General features: G+C 39.8%; 19 protein-coding genes. All 19 read right to left on the reverse strand.

Annotation, left to right across the window (positions count from 1 at the left end; translation table 11 throughout):
- Nucleotides 1–590 precede the first annotated feature (590 nt).
- The 19 genes from recA to R2876_01130 all read right to left on the reverse strand — a co-directional run bounded on the left by recA (nt 591) and on the right by R2876_01130 (nt 19,605).
- On the reverse strand, nt 591–1,604 hold the full coding sequence (recA, locus tag R2876_01040) for a recombinase RecA (protein MEZ4357209.1): 1,014 nt from the start codon (nt 1,602–1,604) through the stop codon (nt 591–593).
- A gap of 34 nt (nt 1,605–1,638) precedes the next feature.
- Nucleotides 1,639–2,175 (reverse strand): CDP-diacylglycerol--glycerol-3-phosphate 3-phosphatidyltransferase, encoded by a 537-nt coding sequence (gene pgsA / locus R2876_01045; GenBank protein MEZ4357210.1) that lies wholly within the window; start codon nt 2,173–2,175, stop codon nt 1,639–1,641.
- Nucleotides 2,172–3,494 (reverse strand): 30S ribosomal protein S12 methylthiotransferase RimO, encoded by a 1,323-nt coding sequence (rimO, locus tag R2876_01050; GenBank protein ID MEZ4357211.1) that lies wholly within the window; start codon nt 3,492–3,494, stop codon nt 2,172–2,174. The genes pgsA and rimO overlap by 4 nt, the downstream gene beginning before the upstream one ends.
- Nucleotides 3,491–5,869, reverse strand: a complete 2,379-nt coding sequence (locus R2876_01055) for a DNA translocase FtsK 4TM domain-containing protein (GenBank protein ID MEZ4357212.1) — start codon at nt 5,867–5,869, stop codon at nt 3,491–3,493. Before R2876_01055 ends, rimO begins: the two co-directional genes overlap by 4 nt.
- 139 nt (nt 5,870–6,008) lie before the next feature.
- Complete coding sequence (locus R2876_01060; protein ID MEZ4357213.1) at nt 6,009–6,212, reverse strand: YlzJ-like family protein; 204 nt, start codon at nt 6,210–6,212, stop codon at nt 6,009–6,011.
- The gene (locus tag R2876_01065) at nt 6,209–6,934 is read right to left on the reverse strand and encodes an ATP-dependent Clp protease proteolytic subunit (GenBank protein MEZ4357214.1); all 726 of its coding nucleotides are present in this window, start codon (nt 6,932–6,934) and stop codon (nt 6,209–6,211) included. The genes R2876_01060 and R2876_01065 overlap by 4 nt, the downstream gene beginning before the upstream one ends.
- 66 nt (nt 6,935–7,000) lie before the next feature.
- Nucleotides 7,001–7,579, reverse strand: coding sequence for a dipicolinate synthase subunit B (locus R2876_01070; GenBank protein MEZ4357215.1), 579 nt, complete (start codon nt 7,577–7,579; stop codon nt 7,001–7,003).
- Nucleotides 7,576–8,436 (reverse strand): dipicolinate synthase subunit DpsA, encoded by an 861-nt coding sequence (locus R2876_01075; protein ID MEZ4357216.1) that lies wholly within the window; start codon nt 8,434–8,436, stop codon nt 7,576–7,578. Before R2876_01075 ends, R2876_01070 begins: the two co-directional genes overlap by 4 nt.
- 128 nt (nt 8,437–8,564) lie before the next feature.
- On the reverse strand, nt 8,565–9,827 hold the full coding sequence (locus R2876_01080) for a pitrilysin family protein (GenBank protein ID MEZ4357217.1): 1,263 nt from the start codon (nt 9,825–9,827) through the stop codon (nt 8,565–8,567).
- A gap of 21 nt (nt 9,828–9,848) precedes the next feature.
- Nucleotides 9,849–10,472 (reverse strand): hypothetical protein, encoded by a 624-nt coding sequence (locus R2876_01085; GenBank protein ID MEZ4357218.1) that lies wholly within the window; start codon nt 10,470–10,472, stop codon nt 9,849–9,851.
- Between the two features lie 97 nt (nt 10,473–10,569).
- A complete protein-coding gene (locus tag R2876_01090) occupies nt 10,570–12,717 on the reverse strand; it encodes a polyribonucleotide nucleotidyltransferase (GenBank protein MEZ4357219.1) in 2,148 nt (715 codons plus the stop codon).
- A gap of 82 nt (nt 12,718–12,799) precedes the next feature.
- A complete protein-coding gene (rpsO, locus tag R2876_01095; protein ID MEZ4357220.1) occupies nt 12,800–13,063 on the reverse strand; it encodes a 30S ribosomal protein S15 in 264 nt (87 codons plus the stop codon).
- Between the two features lie 126 nt (nt 13,064–13,189).
- Complete coding sequence (locus tag R2876_01100) at nt 13,190–14,119, reverse strand: bifunctional riboflavin kinase/FAD synthetase (GenBank protein MEZ4357221.1); 930 nt, start codon at nt 14,117–14,119, stop codon at nt 13,190–13,192.
- Nucleotides 14,100–14,984 (reverse strand): tRNA pseudouridine(55) synthase TruB, encoded by an 885-nt coding sequence (gene truB, locus R2876_01105; GenBank protein MEZ4357222.1) that lies wholly within the window; start codon nt 14,982–14,984, stop codon nt 14,100–14,102. The genes R2876_01100 and truB overlap by 20 nt, the downstream gene beginning before the upstream one ends.
- Entirely contained in the window at nt 14,984–15,946 is a 963-nt protein-coding gene (locus R2876_01110) for a bifunctional oligoribonuclease/PAP phosphatase NrnA (protein ID MEZ4357223.1), read from the reverse strand. Before R2876_01110 ends, truB begins: the two co-directional genes overlap by 1 nt.
- Nucleotides 15,943–16,299 carry a 30S ribosome-binding factor RbfA gene (gene rbfA / locus R2876_01115; GenBank protein MEZ4357224.1) on the reverse strand — a complete coding sequence of 119 codons (357 nt, stop codon included), beginning with the start codon at nt 16,297–16,299 and terminating at the stop codon, nt 15,943–15,945. Before rbfA ends, R2876_01110 begins: the two co-directional genes overlap by 4 nt.
- A gap of 12 nt (nt 16,300–16,311) precedes the next feature.
- The gene (infB, locus tag R2876_01120; GenBank protein ID MEZ4357225.1) at nt 16,312–19,008 is read right to left on the reverse strand and encodes a translation initiation factor IF-2; all 2,697 of its coding nucleotides are present in this window, start codon (nt 19,006–19,008) and stop codon (nt 16,312–16,314) included.
- Between the two features lie 35 nt (nt 19,009–19,043).
- Nucleotides 19,044–19,331 carry a ribosomal L7Ae/L30e/S12e/Gadd45 family protein gene (locus tag R2876_01125; protein MEZ4357226.1) on the reverse strand — a complete coding sequence of 96 codons (288 nt, stop codon included), beginning with the start codon at nt 19,329–19,331 and terminating at the stop codon, nt 19,044–19,046.
- On the reverse strand, nt 19,324–19,605 hold the full coding sequence (locus R2876_01130; protein MEZ4357227.1) for a YlxR family protein: 282 nt from the start codon (nt 19,603–19,605) through the stop codon (nt 19,324–19,326). Before R2876_01130 ends, R2876_01125 begins: the two co-directional genes overlap by 8 nt.
- Nucleotide 19,606: the final 1 nt, after the last annotated feature.

Consider the following 19,606-nt stretch of genomic DNA (forward strand, 5'->3'; position numbering starts at 1 on the left):
CTCTCTGTCGCCAAGAAAGCGGTTTCCCTTTAAATTTTTAAACGTCCTGTCACCAGTGACGCGGCTGGATTGCCGTTTAGCTTACACTATAATCCCCAACATATCGCATTAAATATAGCACAGTCTAGGAGCTTTCCTCGACAGCACAATTCCGGTTTATAGCCTCTTTTGCCAGCACGGTTTCATCTACATAAGCTTTAATATCCTGGCCGGGATATTAAAAGCCATAAATCAAAATCCACCGTACAAACTCAAGGCAGGCTACACTGTACACAGCTTATGGCCGCATCACAGGTTTAATCCTAAACAGTAGCGGTTAAGCCACCATATTAGGTCTCCACGGAGGCTGGGTCAAATTCGTGTATGCCCTTACAGATTGCCCATCATCCTTAACTTCCAGCACCAGCTCTCTACGGGGCGTAAAAAGCCACCACCAGAAACTTCATCGATGTGCCCTTTGACGGATTTTTAGGCCCGCCCTCCAAACCGGCAGTACCGACTAGAATACTGCACCACCTCAATATTAATTTGTATTATTATTATATACCAAATATAATTTTTTTGCAACTATGTCCTATTATTGCCGAAAATCAAGCATTTTCTTCATTTATCTGCTTATAATTAAAATCGTAATTTGCAAGTATTTTGGATTTTATTTCCTCATAGATTTCAGGGTTCTCAACTAAAAACTTACGGACGTTATCTCTTCCCTGCCCAAGGCGCTGCCCTTCATATGAAAACCATGCCCCGGATTTCTCCAAAATGCCAAGAGAAACACCAAAATTTATAACGCTGCTTTCTTTTGAAATCCCTTTGCCGTATAAAATATCGAATTCAGCAATTTTAAACGGAGGCGCAACTTTATTTTTAACGACTTTTATCCTGGTCTTAGTTCCTACTATTTCATCCCCATCTTTAATTACGTCTGCTTTTCTTACGTCTAAACGTATCGAAGAGTAAAATTTAAGAGCACGTCCTCCGGAAGTCGTCTCCGGATTTCCATATATAACGCCGACCTTTTCCCTTAGCTGATTGATAAAAATAGCAATTGTATTTGCCTTTCCTATTACACCTGCAAGCTTCCTTAATGCCTGGGACATAAGCCTTGCCTGAAGCCCAACATATGAAGCGCCCATTTCACCGTCTATTTCTGCTTTCGGTGCTAGTGCCGCAACAGAGTCTACAACTAAAACATCGATAGCTCCGCTCCTTATTAGTGCCTCTGCTATTTCAAGCCCCTGCTCTCCAGTGTCCGGCTGAGAAACGTACAAGTTATCTACGTCAACTCCTAAACTCTTGGCATATGCAGGGTCAAGCGCATGCTCCGCATCTATAAATGCCGCTGCGCCTCCGGCTTTTTGCACTTCAGCAACCACATGAAGCGCCACCGTAGTTTTTCCTGAAGATTCTGGGCCGTATATCTCAATTATACGGCCTCTTGGTACGCCGCCTACCCCAAGTGCGATGTCGAGTTCCAAACAGCCGGTCGATATTACAGATACGCACATATTTTTATCAGCTTCGCCGAGCTTCATGACTGCACCTGCGCCAAACTGCTTTTCTATTTGATGTAAAGCTTCTTCTAATGCCTTTTCTTTTTGCATAACCTATTTATACCCCCAGAATTTAAATTTTTATCTATATCATGATACTTCTGTTTTTAACTATATAATTGATACAGGATATTATTGATAGCAGTACGCTTACATATATCAAAGCATCTCCAACCCATTTAAAAAGTGAAATACTCGTAAAACTCATACTTACCAACAAGAAACTTACGGCAACGATTTGTACAATAGTCTTAACCTTGCCCCACACATCTGCAGCGATTATAACGCCTTCAGACGCGGCTAAAAGCCGGTATCCGCCTATAATAAACTCACGACCGATAAGAATAGCCACTATAATCGGATGTATCATTGAATCTCCGCAGAGGAGTATCACTGCCGTACCCACTAAAAGCTTGTCTGCAATAGGGTCCAGTAGTTTCCCGAACTTAGTCACTATTCCTTGTTTTCTTGCCAGATACCCGTCAAATAAATCCGTAAGCGATGCAATGACAAACACTATTGCAGAAAAAAGCCCGGAATACGGTGTATCTATATAATAAACTATAACTAATATAAACACTAAAATAACTCTAAGTAATGTCAACTTGTTCGGTACGTTCATATTTTTGCCCCCACTAGATCATAAATTTCTGCTGCTGTTATTAAAACTTCTATAAACTCGCCTATTTTTACGTCTTTTCCAGCGGCGAAGAAAATCTTGCCGTCAACTTCTGGAGCTTCCGCATACGAACGTCCATAAAAGATTTCGTTGTCTTTTATTCCCTCAACTAAGACTTTATAAGTCTTCCCGACCCTTTTTAGGTTCTTTTGATACGAGATGTCTATCTGTAATTGCATTATCTCATCTACTCTCCGCTGCTTTATGCTGTTAGCTAATTGCCCTTCAAGCTTTGCCGCCCTAGTTCCCTCCTCCTGAGAATAAGCAAAAACTCCTAGCCTGTCGAACTTAAGTTCCTCTACGCGTTGAAGCATTTTTTCATGCTGGCTTTCGCTCTCTCCCGGGAAACCTGAAATTAGTGTCGTCCTGATTACGAAATCATCAGATGCCCTACGTATTAAATCTACAGCGTTTTTTATAGTATCAAAGTTGCCTTTACGGTTCATTTTGAACAGTATTTCATCACACAGGTGCTGAACTGGTATGTCTAAATACTTGCATACCTTTTCTTCGCTTATAATTGTATCTATAAGCTCTCTGTCTATTTTATCAGGATAACTGTATAAAATCCTTATCCAAAAATCGCCCTTTATCTTTGCGATTTCACGAATAAGCTTAGATAAGCACGGTTTATCATAAATATCTTCCCCGTAGCGCGTTGTATCTTGTGCTATTAAAATCAGTTCTTTAATGCCATCGTTGATAAGTTGCTTTGCTTCGTTGACAATATCCTCTATAGTACGGCTCTTAAGCGGACCTCTTATTATCGGTATGGCACAATAGCTGCAGCAATTATTACACCCCTCGGCTATCTTTATATAAGCATAATTAGCAGGAGTAGTAATGACTCTTTTACTATGATCAAGTTTATCATCCGTATCTTCAAAACTGACAAAGCGTTTCTTGTCTAAAACCTGTTTTATGGCTTCTCCTATCTGCATATAGTTTGAAACACCTAAAAAAGCGTCTACCTCGGGCAGCTCCTTTGCTAGTTCTTCCTTATACCTGCCCGAAAGGCAGCCCGTTACAATAAGCGCCTTTAACTTTTTCTTTTTAAGCCTTGAAACTGTAAGTATGGTATTAATAGACTCTTGTTTGGCTTCTTCGATAAAACCGCATGTATTAATTATTACTATATCCGCCTCATTTACATCTTCAACGATATTTGCACCTGTTTCTTTTATAAGAAATAGCATGTTTTCAGTGTCTACCCTGTTTTTAGAGCATCCCAGCGATATTACTCCTATGCTTAAATCGTTCATCCTACATCCTCACCAAATATATCGTTAAATTCCTCGCGGCTTATGAGCATCTTTCTGGGCTTGGAGCCTTCAAAAGCGCTTACTAGGTTTCTTTGCTCCATTTCATCTATAAGTCTTCCTGCACGTGCATACCCAACACGAAGCCTTCTTTGTATCATAGACGTAGAGACCTGCCCGTATTCTAAACCTATTTCAACTGCGCGCTTGAAAAGTTCGTCTACCTCTCCGCTGCCTCCGTTAAGTTTATCATCCGACTCAACTTCTTTTAGCACCTGTTTATCATATTCAGGTTCGCCTCCCTGCCTCAAAAATGCAGTCAGGCGGTCGACTTCACCATCGTGTATAAAAGCACCTTGTAGCCTTAACGGCTTAGCCGTTCCCAATGGGTGGTAAAGCATATCACCTTTACCCATAAGCTTTTCAGCGCCGGCCATGTCTAAAATAGTTCTGGAATCTACCTGTGAAGAAACTGAAAAAGCTATCCTAGACGGGATATTTGCCTTAATTACACCTGTAATTACATCAACAGAAGGCCGCTGTGTAGCTATGACCAAATGAATTCCGCATGCACGGCCAAGCTGTGCTATACGGCAAATCGCATCTTCAACTTCACGTTGGGCGGCTATCATTAAATCGGCAAGTTCATCTATTACTACAAGTACATATGGCAGCGAAGGTACATCTTCGCCTTTCATCACGGTATTATAACGTATTATATCTTTAGCACCGGCTGCCGCCAGCATCTTGTAGCGTTCTGTCATCTCCTGTACTGCCCAGTTAAGTGCACTCGCCGCCTTTTTTGCATCTGTCACAACAGGGATAAAAAGGTGCGGTATCTGATTAAACGGAGTTAGCTCTACACGTTTTGGATCTATAAGTATAAATCTTAGTTGATCCGGTGTAGCCTTATAAAGCAGGCTGGTTATAAGAGTATTAATACATACGCTTTTACCCGACCCTGTGGCGCCGGCAATAAGCAGATGCGGCATCTTTGCAATGTCTGCATATATCGCTTTACCCGCCAAATCCTTTCCTAGCGCTGTAAACAGCGGTGACTGTGCATACTTAAACTCATTCGTCATCAGCAGTTCTTTTATATATACCATGTCGGTCTTGCTATTTGGCACTTCTATTCCAACGGCAGATTTACCCGGTATCGGCGCTTCTATCCTAACGCGTGGTGCAGCCAGGTTAAGCGCAATATCATCTGCTAGATTTACGATCCTGGATACCTTTATTCCCGGCGCCGGCAACAATTCATATCTTGTTATCACAGGCCCGCGTGATATGTTAATTACCTTTGCGGAGATACCAAAATCATTAAGCGTGCTTTCAAGTATCGCTGCTCCCTTTTTCTGCTCGTTTGAAGAACCGCCGTAATGTTTTTTATCTGCTATCGGATCAAGCAATGTAAGCGGCGGCCGCTTATATTCCTGTTTTGCACTAGAATAACTCTTGCTTTCTTCCTCTAAGTGCTCATAATCTTCTTCCTGAGCAGTTTCATGCGCAGCACCCGTTCCCATTTTTTTTGCGGCATATGGCTTGCCATGCCTTCCGTACGCTCCGGATGCATAAGGCGGTTCAAACAGCCTGTCCGACGTTTTTAATAAATCATCGTCTTTAGGCGTATCCTTGAAAAACTCCATATCATCATCTAACTCATCCTCTTCAAAGAAGATATCGTCGTGTGATGATAACGCGCTTTTTTTAGTATATCTAGCTGTATAACCAACATCATTTATATAAAGTTTCTTTTTATTTTTCATATCGTCTATGCTGCTTTTTATTTTGTTTACGGTATTTGTGCTTATATCCGCAATATCTTTGCTGACTTCTTTGATAGAAAGCCTGGTTATGACCATTATCATACATATTATAAGCGCAACGAAGAGAATATAGCTTCCTACACTTCCTAAAAATACATAGGACAAGTATGAAAGCACCGAGCCGAATACTCCGCCTCCAACGATATTTTCTGCTCCAACTTTATAGCTATTTAAAACGAATTGCAAAAACCCGTCTGAAACCGAAATAGCACCTGTGTAAAAAAGATGAATAAACGAAGAAATAGACAAAATTAGTACGCAAATGGAAATTGCCTGCCCAACACTTGAAGTTCTTATCTTTGCTATGCTTAAAATCCCGATGACTAAAAGTGCCGGCGGCAACAGATATCCTAACATGCCAAATATGCCCATAGTTATATTTTTAAACAGCACCCCAACGCTTCCTGCTGCAGAAGTAAATACTGCAAACGCAAGGAATATAGCCAGCGCTATCAATATAATCCCTATGAACTCATTTTTAAGTGACTTATCATTTTGTGACAAATTGTAAGTTCCGATATTTTTACGGTTCGTTTTCTTGACTGCCAAAAGTCCCACCTCAACAAACACATAGATATACATATATATTATACATAATAATTTTGTATATTAAAAGAAGATTTTAATTTATACTATATTAATGGAAGGTTAAAACTAAAAAAAGACCAGCCTTTTATAAAGCTGGCCTTTAAAAAATTACTTTTCCAGGTTGCATCTCGGGGTTTAAATAATCGTTTGGATTCGTACTTATTATACGGTTTAAATAATACTTATCGTTTCTCTTATCAACTACAAGGCAAACTCCGCCTCTGCTTAAGTAATACCTGGTTTTTTCCTTTGCCTCTCTTTTCTCCATTATCTTTTTTACATCGAAGATCGTATAAAGTATCACCTTTTTCCCTCCGAAACCGACTTTTTCTCTTTTGAAACATCGGCTCTTTTATCGTTTTCGCCGATCAGCTGCCTTAACTTTGAAATAGCATCGCTAAGGCCCCCTACCTTGTCTATAATGCCGGCTTTAACCGCCTCTTTGCCTATCAGGAGCGTACCAGCTTCGTTAGCTATGTCGCCTGCATTTATCATTAGTGCTCTTAAACGCTTTAACTCAATATGTGAGTGTTTACATATAAAATGCAAAATCCTGTCCTGTACTTTATTAAAATATTCAAGCGTCTGTGGCAGAGTCACTACCATGCCATTCATCTTGACTGGGTGAATGGTCATGCTTGCTGTTTGCACTATAAATGAATAATCAGCGCTGACTGCCAGCGGCACTCCGATGCTGTGCCCTCCCCCAAGTACTAATGATACAGACGGTTTTGTCATAGAGCTTATCATTTCGGCTATTGCAAGCCCGGCTTCTACGTCTCCTCCTGCAGTATTTAATATAATTAAAAATCCACGTATGCTTTTGCTTTGCTCTATAGCTATAAGCTGAGGGATAATATGCTCGTACTTTGTCGTTTTATTCTGTGGCGGAAGCTCTGTGTGTCCCTCTACCTGACCTATTATATTAATCATATGTATGTCGCTTTCCTCACTTTTAGTAAGCGAATTCATACCTAATTCTTTAATAGCCTCTATCCTGTTGTCGTTTTGCTTTTGTTCATCCATATAACGTTTCCTTAAAAATTATTTAAACGTAGTTTTTGTAAATTTTATTTTATTATTCTAAAACGATCAAACAAGTAAAGGCTGTAACTGTTCGCCGTTAAGCGCGCTCCATGCCGCCGGGATTATAAGACCCATATCTGCAATAAGCGAGTTGCATTTTTTTTGATAATCGTCTTGCATGAATGGAACAAAATAGATATTTTTCATATTTAAAATCAACCCCAAATTTTTTGCGTTTGCGGCAAGCCCGTCATTTGTAGATACTGCTATTAAAATAGGCCCTCCATTCCTTAAATGTGATTTTACAGCAAGAGTAACAGGTGTGTCGCTTATTGAATTAGCTATTTTTGCAAGCGTATTTCCTGTGCAAGGTGCAATTATAAGCAAATCCAGGAGCTTCTTAGGCCCTATTGGCTCTACTTCAACTATAGAATATATCGGAGCCTTTCCCGTTATTTCCTCAATTTTTTGTTTTAAATTCTCACTTGTCATAAACCTGGTGTCTGTATTCGCAGCGTTATACGAAAGTATGGGCATAACCTGTGCCCCTGTTTCGCACAGCCGCTTTAGTTCCTCAAGGCAGATCTTGAATGTGCAAAAAGACCCTGTCATTGCAAAACCTATTTTTTTATCTTTTAAACTCATACCATATCCCCACTTTCAACCGCTCGTAAAAAAGCTTCGCAAACCGCCTGCGCTGCGCTTTCAGGATAATACCTGCCCGGCAGAGACGATTCTATATAAACCTTTCTTTTAAGCATCATAGCTGCATTAAAGTCTATTCCGTACGGAGGAGATGCAAGTTCAAAGTACATTACATCCGGCTTGGTTGCCAATATCTCTTCTTTACCGAAAATCACGGCCGGAGCAGTATTTATTATTATGTCTGCATTTTTGACTTCTTCTTTAATATTATTGCTGTCGCCTGGCCTTGCGCCGTGGGTAAAGACCCACTCCGCGTTTTTACGGCTTCTTGTGCATACGGTTATTTTGCTGCTCATGCTCGTTAAAATTGGAAGCAGGCAGCGTGTCACCCTACCGTATCCACTGATTAAAATATCAAGGTCAAGTATTGCTTTTTCTGAACGGGCCTGGATGCAGTTGACAGCGGCTTCGGCGGTTATCCTGGCATTTTTGACGACAAAAGCTTCGTCGTTCATAAGGTCTGAATATGGGACATCACAGCCTTTTAATATTTCAATAGCCTCTTTATCCGCTTTTCCAAGTACGACGTAGCTGCATTTACTTAATTCCTCTGCCAAATCTGTTAAGTGCACTATTTTTTCGGAATACGGCATGTTTATGTATCCATACTCATTTTTATATGGGAGCGGCAATAATACTATTTTATTCTCCAAACTAAGGCTTGCCGGTTTCATATCGCCTATGGCCTCCGGCAGTTTTTCAAAGCCGTAGATCATTACCGTATAACCATGCTCCTTTAAGATCTGCGCGGCCAGAAGTTGCCTTTTATCCCCGCCTATGACAAATATCTCCCTCATTTTATTCCTCCATACATTACTGATACCACATAATATGAAGTAAAAAATCGCATGGTTACATAAAAGCAAATATAAAAAAGCCGCACCAATACGGCTTTTTTAAACTCTTTTATATACTTTTCATAGGCTTAGATAAGCTTTTTAAGTTCCTCATCTGGCAAAACATTCCCAACGTATACTCTTGTTAACCTATCAAAGTCAATTATGTATGGTATTATCTCATTTACTTGGTCTATAGTAACTTTTTTAAAAGCATCGAGTACTTCTTCTTCTGTTAAAACTATACCTCTTAAAAGCATGTTCCTCCCAAGTGTGTTCATAATGGTCGATGTACTTTCTGTAGACAGTATAAAATTCCCACAGAGCTGTTCTCTGCTTTTTTTAAACTGATCCTCAGATATACCTTTTTCTTTTATCAAGTTTAACTCTCTTGATATTATCTGCGTAACCTCGCGGATATAATCTTGAGACGTACCTGCATATATGGAAAACATACCTGCCTTTGTATAAGCTGTCATATATGAATATACAGAGTAAACAAGCCCTTTTTCTTCACGTACCTTTTGAAATAGAACAGAAGACATGCTGCCGCCGATTACGTTATTTAGTATAGAAAGTGCATATCTCTTTTCTTCTTCCATGGTAAACCCCGGGAAAGAAAGGCACATATGAAGCTGCTGTGTGTCTTTCTTTACAGTTGCAAAGCATCTTATAGCTTCATTAGACAATACACAGTCTTGTGTTTGCTCAGACGGCGAAACTTTTTTATATCCTCCAAAATATCTTTCCAGTATTTCAAAGGCTGATTCTTTTTCAAAGTTGCCTGCAATAGATATAACCATATTTGCCGGGTAATAAAATTTATCCATGTATGAAATAAAGTTATCTCTTTTAAAACTGCTTACGTTTTCAGGCGGCCCCAAAATAGGCTTAGCCACCGGATTATCCGCAAAAAATGTTTCGGAAAGTTTTTCATGTGCGCAGTCTTCCGGATTATCGTTAGTCATCTTTATCTCTTCTAAAATTACTGCCCTTTCCCTTTGTATCTCATTTTCACCTATATTCGAATTAAAAACTATGTCGGACAAAACATCTACAGCGTCTTCAAATTTTTCACTCATAACCTTTATATGAAAACAACTGCATTCCTTTGAAGTAAAGGCGTTTATGCTACCTCCCATGCTGTCTATATCGTACGAGATCTGGTTAGCTGTTCGCTTGCTTGTCCCTTTAAAAAGCATGTGCTCTATAAAATGCGAGATGCCGTTCTCCTCTTGAGTTTCACATGCAGAGCCGGTCTTTACCCATACTCCCATTGAAAGCGATTTATAAGAAGTCATCTGCTTCGCAACAACTCTTATGCCATTACTTAACTTGTGCTCAAATATCATATGTTAATCTCCTATAAATTATTATTCATTTAAAATATCCCTAACGTTTACAATATTATAACCTTTATCCGTAATTTCATTTAACAAAGCCTTCAGCCTATATATGCCGTCGTCTATATTATACACTATAATCATATTTTCATTAAGCGTAAGCTCTTTTTCGTATGAATATATCTTGTTTGCATCAACCGTACCGTTTAAAAATATAGCTTTTGACGCGTTTTTTAAATTATCTTTTTTAAAAGACGGCGTGCAAAGCACATAGTCCCCTTCCTTTAGTTCTAAATTGCCAAGCGAATGCTCGGCACATACGTATATCCCGGTATGTATTCCTTTAGCTAAAAGCTCATTTATCAAGTCCATGTTCGTTTCGTATATATCCGGGCATAAAAATATGCTAGCATCTGCTCCGCTTTCATCCAGTACTTCTAGCGTTTTATCTATGTTGTCCTTATTGCAAACGGAGATCGCCAACGCGACGTTGCTCCCGTTTGAATTCCCCTTAAATACTGGAGCATTAAGAGTCCCTGCGACAAAGCTCTGCACCTCTGTACTAAATGTAGCTATACATACAAATACTATTATCACTGCTATGGCTATGTTTGTAATGAGTGATCTTTTAAAACTTATCTGATACTCTTTCATATGTGAACACCTCATTACAGTTTATTCACCAAGTATATTTTTATTCAATTAGAGTTTAAAAAAAAGGGGGTTAAACCCCTTTTTTCCCTTGATTATTTTAATTTTCTTTTTCGGGCTGCTCTTCTCTTTCCTTATGCTTTGGCTTTTTTTCTTTTTCGCGTTCTGGATTTAAGCCTTTTGCCGAAAAGTTTACCCTACCCTGCCTGTCTATCTCATTTACGACAACCTTAAGTTTATCTCCTTCTTTAACAAAGTCCTCTACGTTGTTGACATGGTAATTGGCAAGTTTTGAAATATGTACCATGCCTTCTTTGCCCGGTGCAACTTCGACAAATGCACCAAAGTTCATTATTCTAGTTACTACTCCGTCGTAAACGTTACCTACCTCGATATCAGATGCTATTGCCATAATTATATCTTTTGCCTTCTTAGAAGCTTCGCTGTCCGGTGTCGTTAACGATACACGCCCGTCGTCTTCTATATCTATTTTTACACCAGTATCCTGGATTATCTTATTTATAACCTTTCCGCCTGAGCCTATTACCTCGCGGATCTTATCCGGATTTATGGTAAATTGTACTATCTTAGGTGCATAAGGTGAAAGCTCTTCTCTTGGATTTGCTAAAACTTCGTTCATCTTGTCAAGTATAAAAAGCCTTCCCTTTCTAGCCTGTTCAAGAGCACGTGTCAAGATTTCTTTGTCTATGCCTTTTATTTTAATATCCATCTGGATAGCAGTTATACCTTCGTTCGTGCCTGCAACTTTAAAGTCCATATCTCCGAAGAAATCTTCAAGGCCCTGTATATCCGTCAAGATTGCTATATTACCATTTTCCTGGTCTTTAATAAGCCCCATCGCTACGCCGGCTACAGCTGCTTTCATCGGAACGCCCGCATCCATAAGTGACAATGATGATGCACATACGCTTGCCTGTGATGTAGACCCGTTAGAACTTACGACTTCTGATACAGTCCTTATAGCATAAGGAAAATCTGCCTCGTCTGGAAGCATAGGTTCTATGGCTCTTTCTGCCAATGCCCCGTGCCCGATCTCACGCCTCGATGCACTCCTTATAGGCTTTGCCTCGCCTGTTGAATACGGCGGCATATTGTACTGGTGCATATAGCGTTTAAAGTCCTCTTCTGAAATTCCGTCAAGCGTTTGCCCGTCTCCTATAGCCCCAAGTGTAGTAATATTTATTACCTGTGTCTGCCCACGGGTAAAGACCGCACTTCCATGCGTCCTTGCAAAAAGTGATGTATCACACCAAATAGGGCGTATTTCCTCAAACTTTCTTCCGTCAGGGCGGATACCTTTATTGATTATCTTGTCCCTTACAACTTCTTTAGTCATAGAATATATGGCGGAATCAATATCTTTTAGATTATCAGGGTATTGTTCCTCAAAGTGCGCCGCAACATCTTCTTTGACCTGTTCTCTGCGTTCTTCTCTTTCCTGCCTGTCAAATGTATCTACGCTCCATATTACTTTGTCTTTTGCGTATTCGCGTACCTGCGCCTCAACAGCTTCGTCCGGTAGACAGAGTTCAGGCTCTATCTTTTGTTTTCCGATTTCATTTGCTATATTTTCAATAAATTCAACTATCTTCTTGATCTCTTCATGTGCAAACAATATAGCATCCAGCATTACCTGTTCGGAAACGACTTTTGCACCTGCTTCTACCATCATAACGGCATCCTTTGTACCCGATACAGTTAAATCTATCAGGCTTTTTGCACGTTGTTCGCTATCTGGATTTATTACGTATCCCCCATCTACATAGCCGACAGCCACAGAGCCTGTAGGCCCTAAGAACGGGATATTAGATATGCTAAGAGCAATAGATGACCCGATCATTCCAAATATCGCCGGCGGGATATCCTTGTCTACAGACATAGTGGTTATGACCACCTGCACATCGTTATAATAGCCTTTAGGGAAAAGCGGCCTTATCGGCCTGTCTATAAGCCTTGATGTAAGTATCGCCTTTTCAGAAGGCCTTCCCTCTTTTTTTATAAATCCGCCCGGTATTTTACCGACGGCATACATTTTCTCTTCAAAATCTACGCTTAATGGGAAAAAATCTATTCCTTCCCTTGGCTTATCAGATGCAGTAGCATTAGCCATTACCGCAGTGTCGCCGCAGCGTACAATACAACTGCCGCCTGCTTGTTCTGCATATCTGCCTGTCTCCACTATCAGCTTTTTCCCCGCCAAGTCCATTTCAAATACTCTAGGTTGCATTACTTTACTTCCTCCATTAACACCAACATCCATCTTAACAATATAAATAGAGCGGATTTTCCCCCCCGCTCTATTTAAAAATTTATTTTCTCAAGTTCAGGCTGGAAATTATATTTCTGTATCTCTCAATATCCTTTTTCTTTAAATAATTGAGTAGATTTCTCCTATGTCCAACCATTTTTAACAATCCTCTTCTTGAGTGAAAATCCTTTTTATGCACTTTAAAGTGTTCATTTAATTCTTCTATCCTAGCTGTTAAAAGTGCAATCTGCACTTCTGGTGAACCAGTATCACCTTCATGTGTAGCATACTTTAAGATGACTTCGTTCTTTGTTTCCTTTTTCATTATTTTTCCTCCATTTTTCGTTAACCCCGTAAACAGAGTAGATCGTTGGAGATTCGAAAAACTCAGTAAACGGTTTTTTATACACTATCTGACATAATATCATATACCAATAGTATTTGTAAATAATTAAATTTTAAAATACTGTTTTGCTATTATTATATCACTTTCAACTTGTTTTTTTAATTTTTCTACAGAACTAAACTTTTTTTCTCCCCTTAAATTCTTTATAAACGAAACTGTTATTTCCTTTTTATAAAGGTTCGGAGATGCATTTAAAATATGGGTTTCTATAATAACTTCATCTTTTTTAGCAACTGTTGGCCTTATGCCTACATTGGTAATGGATAGCAACTCTTTTGAATCGACGTTCACAGTTGTTATATAGACGCCTAATTTCGGCATTACCTTTTTGAACGTTGGTTCAATATTAGCCGTTGCAAATCCCAGGCTAGTCGCCAGCTTCTGCCCGTTTTCGACGATGCCTGACATTGAATAAGGATTCATCAGCAGCTTATTCGCAGTAAATACGTCTCCTTTAGATATAAGGCTCCTTATACGCGTGCTGCTGACCAACTCACCGTCTGAATAAACGCTCTTTGAACAGATGATAGGGATACCCGCTTTTTCGCTCATTTTTTTCAGCATTTCAAAGTTGCCTTGTTTTTTATGCCCAAACGTAAAATTTTCACCTGCTACCAAAAGGCCTATTTTTAAATTATGTGTCAGTTCATTAAAAAACTGTTCTGCCGTTTTTTGCGCGTATTCTTTATTAAACTCATTTAGCAGCACACAGTCTACCCCAAGGTTTTCAAATGCTTTTAACTTTTGTTCTACGGTAAACAGCCTGATATTACCTTTTGAAAAATACTCCGCAGGAACGGAAGAAAAAGTATATACAAGGGTATTTACCCCTATCTCACATGCCTTTTCCTTAAGTGTTTTTATAAGCTCCATGTGGCCTATGTGCATCCCGTCAAAGGTCCCTAATGCCACCGCTACCTTACTACATTCAATATCCTTTACGTCATTTGTAACTTTAATTGTCTTCCACCTCACCCAAATGGATTATAATCTTCAAATTGCCATCAACTGCATCAGCAAGCCCCAAAAACGAGCCATCACAGAATACTCTAACTCGTTCGCTTTCGGTATATCCCGAAAATACTATGGTACAGCCGTTTTTTAACTTTGCAGCTTCTGACTTCGTAACATTTACCGCCCTAAACTTTAAAAGAGCATCTTCCGGCTTAATCACTGCATCCTGTATCCTTTTTTCAGATGCTAATCCCTTCAGTTCATCAATCGTATATGCTTTGTCTAAATAAAACTCACCGGACTTTGTCCTTAGCAAAAACGACATAACAGACGGAATACCGATTTTCTCACCAATATCTGAGATAAGCGTCCTTATATATGTACCTTTGCTGCATTTAACGCTTAGTAAAAATCTATTGTGCCCTGTCTTGCCTAGATATTCAATACCGCTTATTGTAACCAGCCTTTTTTTCTCCCTGATATCAAGCCCTTGCCTTGCCAGGCTGTAAAGGGGTTTCCCTTGCTGCTTTGCCGCCGAATATATCGGCGTTATCTGTTCTATTTCGCCCGTGAATTTAGGCAAGATATCCAGCAGCTGATTTTCGCCTGCTATGGCTTCACTACTGCCGGTGATATATCCATATAGGTCTTGAGTGTCTGTCGATATGCCGAACTTGATTTCAGCTATATACTCCTTTTCCTCATCCATGAAAATATCAAAAAGGCGCGTAGCACGATTTAAACATATAACCAAAACCCCTGCAGCTCCAGGATCTAAAGTGCCCGTGTGCCCTATCTTTTTTATGTTTAAAAGCCTTTTTAGAAATACAACCACTCCAGACGAAGACATGCCCGGAGGCTTTAATACGTTTATGATACCGTTCATCAACTGTCCTTATTTACAATAAGAGAAAGCTCATATGCCACCTGTTGTTTTACATCGCTAAGCGAACCAGCCAAACTAAATCCTGCTGCGTTTTTATGCCCGCCTCCGGAAAACTTCAAAGATAACTTAGCAACGTCAACATCGCCTTTAGACCTTAAACTTACCTTGTAAAGCCCTGGTTCCTGCTCGCGTAAAAACGCACATGCTATAACCGTATCTATCTCTATGCCATAGCTTACTATGGCGTCATAGTCTGTATTTGCGCCGCAAGAGGCAATTTCTTTTTTGCTTAAGTGTATTATCGCAACTTTACCATCGTAAAAAAGTTCTAAATTCCTTATTGCAAGCTCAATTATTTTGGTATTGCCGTAAGTCCTCGTATGAAATAACAACCTCGCAGTGCCTTCATGGTCGAACTTGCCTATCAATTCTGCTGTATATAAGAAACATTTTTTTGTAGTGTTAGAATATGAAAAGTTTCCGGTGTCTGATACCATTGCAATATATAGATTCTGTGCAATCTTTTCTGTTATGCTAATATCCGCCTCTGTCAAAAGCTCGTATATTATTTCTCCCGTTGATGAAGCGTTCTTTACAATGTTTATATCTGCGAAGTTGTCGTTAGTCATATGATGGTCTATATTAGCCGTCTTTTTGGCTGAGTAAAAAGCGCTTGCAAAGCTCCCAATTCTTCCTTTATCAGCGCAATCAAGCGCAATAGCCAAGTCAAATCCCTCGCCTACTTTTTCTAACAAAAATCCCTGCTCTTCTTTGTAAATCGTCTGATAACGTTGCGTAATATTTCCGTCGCAAGCGCAAATAACTGTTTTCCCGATAGATTTAAGTGCATAGCAAAGTGCAAAAGTCGAACCAAGTGCGTCGCCATCAGGGTTTATATGGGTTACCAAAAATACTGTATCGGCATCTTTTATCATTTTAATCAGATATTTTAGATCGCTCACTTTTCCTCACTTACCCCAATATCCTTTAAGATTTTAGCGATATTAATACTTGCATCTATTGAATCATCTAATATAAACTTTATGCTTGGCATACGGCGCATGTCTATGCGCTCGCCTAAAAGCTTCTTTATATATCCTTGCGCATGTGTTAGTGCTTCAATCGTAGACTTCTTTACTTCATCGTTGTCATAAACGCTGACATAGGCTTTTGCATACTTAAGGTCACGCGTAAGTTCCACCTTCATGACGCTTGTCATCGGTGAGATACGCGGATCCTTTATTTCAGAAGATATTATGACTGAAAGTGTCTTTTTCATCTCCTGTGCTATTCTTATAATCCTGTCTGCTGGCATGTATTTCCCTTTCTAACGTGCCATTTCCCGCATTTCAAATGCTTCTATTACATCTTCTTCTTTTATATCGTTAAAATTGTTAAGCGTTATTCCGCATTCATAGCCGGATACTGCTTCTTTGACATCATCTTTAAAACGCTTAAGTGAAGATATTTCCCCTTCGTAGACTACTACATTGTCCCTAAGCAGCCTTACCTTTGAGTTACGCTGTATTTTACCATCTGTAACGTAACATCCTGCAATGGTACCTACATTGGAGACTTTAAATAAAGTCCTTACTTGCGCATGGCCGGTAATAACTTCTTCAAATACTGGTTTTAGCATTCCCTTCATAGCGTTTTCTATGTCTTCAATAGCGTTATAGATTATTCTATAAAGCCTTATATCTACGTTTTCTTTTTCCGCCGTTTCCCTTGCCGTGTTATCAGGGCGCACATTAAAACCTATTATTATCGCATTTGCGGCAGAAGCAAGCATTACGTCCGTCTTTTGTATCGCACCAACGCCCTGGTGGATTATCTTCACCTGGACTTCGTCGTTTGAAATCTTTTTAAGAGACTGCGATACAGCCTCGGCAGAACCCTGAACATCTGCTTTTACAATTATATTAAGATCCTTTATACTGCCTTCTGATATGCGTGAAAAGAGGTCTTCAAGCGATACCTTTGCAATATTTTTAAGCATATCCGCTTTTTGCCTGTCTCGCCTTTCCTCTGCTACCTGGCGGGAGAGAGACTGTTTAACAGCATAGAATATATCCCCTGCCTGCGGCACCTCTGAAAAACCTATAACCTCAACCGGCTGAGAGGGCAAAGCTAATTTTACATTTTTACCATTTTCATCGACCATAGCACGCACTCTGCCATATGCAGTACCGGCGACTACTGTATCAGTTATATTAAGCGTTCCGTTTTGTATTAATACTGTAGCAACAGGGCCTCTTCCTTTGTCAAGCCGTGCCTCGATTATAGTTCCTTTTGCCATACGCTCCGGATTTGCAGTCAGCTCCTGAACATCTGCTACCAAAAGTATCATATCGAGCAGATTGTCTAGCCCTTCGTGTGTCAGTGCGGATACCGGTACGACTATCGTATCTCCTCCCCACTCCTCAGAAACCAGGCCATGTTCTGTCAGTTCCTGTTTTACACGATCTATATTTGCATTTTCCTTATCTATCTTGTTTACAGCAACTATGATAGGTACTTCGGCAGCCTTGGCATGGTTTATCGCTTCAACAGTCTGCGGCATTATACCATCGTCTGCTGCTACAACCAAAATCGCAATATCCGTTACCTGTGCACCACGCGCACGCATGGCTGTAAAGGCTTCGTGCCCCGGAGTATCTAAAAACGTAATGTAGTTGTCTTTAACCTTTATCCTGTATGCTCCTATGTGCTGTGTTATTCCGCCCGCTTCCTGTTCCGTTATACGCGAACTTCTTATCGCATCCAGAAGCGAAGTCTTGCCATGGTCTACATGGCCCATAATAGTTACAACTGGAGGACGGCGCTTTAATTCTTCCGGCCTGTCTTCCCTGTCTTCATCTATCAGCGAGTCTTCCGCTGTCTTTTCAAGTTTCAACTCTAAATCTATACCAAAATCCGAACATACGAGCTGTGCAGTCTCAAATTCTATTTCTGAATTTATAGTGCACATTATGCCAAGGAGAAAAAGTTTTTTTATTATTTCTGCTGCAGGTTTGCCTGTTTTCTCCGCCAAAGTCTTAACCGACACCATCTCTGTTGATATAATAGCATGGTCTATCTTTATAGGTTCTGGCATTATTACCTGTTTTTCTTTTCTGGGCTTAAATTTCTTTGAACCCATACGCTCATCGTCGTATTCAAATATACGTTCTTTTATAATTGATTTCCTGCTCTTGTTCCTATTATCATCTTCTGGCTTTTTATTTGTTTGCTTTTTAGACAAATGGCTGGTATTTTTCTTTACCTCCATAACCGGAATATCGTTGGATGTCGGCCGCGTTTTTTTAACCGGTCGTCTTTCTTGAGCCTTAAAATCATCGTCCTTGTTCATGTCCTTATTGAAAGTGCCACGCGCATTGTTATAATTGTTTGGCCCTTGCGGACGCGGGGTAAACCCGTCTCTCTTTTCGTATCTATTATTATTAAATTGACGTGGAGAGCGGTCACTACTTTGCCTATTATCCTGCTTTTGAGAAAAACGTTCTGTTCTAATGTTTTCATTTCTTTTAACGTTGGAATTGTTTCTATAATTTAGGTTCTTATCGTTAAAGGTGCTGTTTCTTGTTTCGTTTCGGTTGCTTTTTTCGCTTGAAATAGTTCTTTTTGGAGGTTCGCTTTTTTGCTTGCTTGTTTCCGCAGCTGTTGGTTTTTCCGTATTTTTGGCAACTTTAATATCGCCTGCCTTAACCCCGGCAGCTATTTTTTCTTCTTTTTTAGGAGCTTTGGCTTCTAGATCTGCCTCTTCTTTTGCCTTAGCCGCCTCTTTTTTTACATGCGGCTGCTCTGCCTTAGCATCTGCAGATTTTTCATCGATATTTACAGCTTTCTTTTCAAGCTCATTTTGTTTTTCTTCACGCATCGCCTTTAACATGTCCACTTCTAATTTCTTTAATACAGCGTGATTTTTTTGTACCTCGGCCTGATAAGATATAAGTTTTTCAAGCAGTTCCTCAGATTTCACTGATATTTGTTTGTTCAAATCAACAACCTTTACGTTATTCATCAACCATTTCCGGCGGCTTCGCCGATATCCTCCCCTTAATCTTTTATTTTATTTAAAATTGCATTACTCATCATTTTATCTATTATCCCGACAACTTTTACTCCGGGTTTTCCAACGCTTTGCCCAAGCATGTCTGTTTTAAGCTCCAATAATTTAATATTATAGTATTCGCATGCATTCCTTATTTTCTTTTTGGTATTATCCGAAGCATCTTCGGATAATACCGCTAAGGCTATTTTTTTCGCGCGAATCGCATTTAAAAACGCCTCCTGGCCAAATACACACTTCCCCGCCCGGGAAGCCAGCCCCAGCATATTATACATCTAAATTAATTCTCCGCCTAAGTATTGCTCTTCTTATTTCGGCAAAAAGCTCTTCTGTCAATTTACCTTCAAGCGCATGCTCAAATGCATTTATTTTTTTTGCCCGCTCAAGGCACTCTATTTCAGAACAAATGTATGCACCGCGCCCTGGCATTTTGCCTGTTAAATCTAGCTTTAACCCCTCAGTTGTCTTCACTATCCTAAGCATTTCCTTTTTTGGTAGCGGAGAGCGGCAGGCTACGCACATACGAATTGGTATCTTTTTATTCTTCATA

It is taken from the genome of Eubacteriales bacterium (genome assembly GCA_041390245.1).
Classification (GTDB): Bacteria; Bacillota; Clostridia; order Christensenellales; family JAWKQI01; genus JAWKQI01.

Bases quoted from the DNA above. Each gene is read 5' to 3' on its own strand.
- rimO (MEZ4357211.1), bottom strand. From the start codon at position 3,494: ATGAACGATTTAAGCATAGGAGTAATATCGCTGGGATGCTCTAAAAAC.
- R2876_01075 (MEZ4357216.1), bottom strand. From the start codon at position 8,436: ATGAGGGAGATATTTGTCATAGGCGGGGATAAAAGGCAACTTCTGGCC.
- truB (MEZ4357222.1), bottom strand. From the start codon at position 14,984: ATGAACGGTATCATAAACGTATTAAAGCCTCCGGGCATGTCTTCGTCT.
- R2876_01070 (MEZ4357215.1), bottom strand. From the start codon at position 7,579: ATGAGTTTAAAAGATAAAAAAATAGGTTTTGCAATGACAGGGTCTTTT.
- pgsA (MEZ4357210.1), bottom strand. From the start codon at position 2,175: ATGAACGTACCGAACAAGTTGACATTACTTAGAGTTATTTTAGTGTTT.
- infB (MEZ4357225.1), bottom strand. From the start codon at position 19,008: ATGAATAACGTAAAGGTTGTTGATTTGAACAAACAAATATCAGTGAAA.
- R2876_01085 (MEZ4357218.1), bottom strand. From the start codon at position 10,472: ATGAAAGAGTATCAGATAAGTTTTAAAAGATCACTCATTACAAACATA.
- R2876_01090 (MEZ4357219.1), bottom strand. From the start codon at position 12,717: ATGCAACCTAGAGTATTTGAAATGGACTTGGCGGGGAAAAAGCTGATA.
- rpsO (MEZ4357220.1), bottom strand. From the start codon at position 13,063: ATGAAAAAGGAAACAAAGAACGAAGTCATCTTAAAGTATGCTACACAT.
- R2876_01130 (MEZ4357227.1), bottom strand. From the start codon at position 19,605: ATGAAGAATAAAAAGATACCAATTCGTATGTGCGTAGCCTGCCGCTCT.
- R2876_01125 (MEZ4357226.1), bottom strand. From the start codon at position 19,331: ATGTATAATATGCTGGGGCTGGCTTCCCGGGCGGGGAAGTGTGTATTT.
- rbfA (MEZ4357224.1), bottom strand. From the start codon at position 16,299: ATGCCAGCAGACAGGATTATAAGAATAGCACAGGAGATGAAAAAGACA.
- R2876_01080 (MEZ4357217.1), bottom strand. From the start codon at position 9,827: ATGATATTTGAGCACAAGTTAAGTAATGGCATAAGAGTTGTTGCGAAG.
- R2876_01065 (MEZ4357214.1), bottom strand. From the start codon at position 6,934: ATGGATGAACAAAAGCAAAACGACAACAGGATAGAGGCTATTAAAGAA.
- recA (MEZ4357209.1), bottom strand. From the start codon at position 1,604: ATGCAAAAAGAAAAGGCATTAGAAGAAGCTTTACATCAAATAGAAAAG.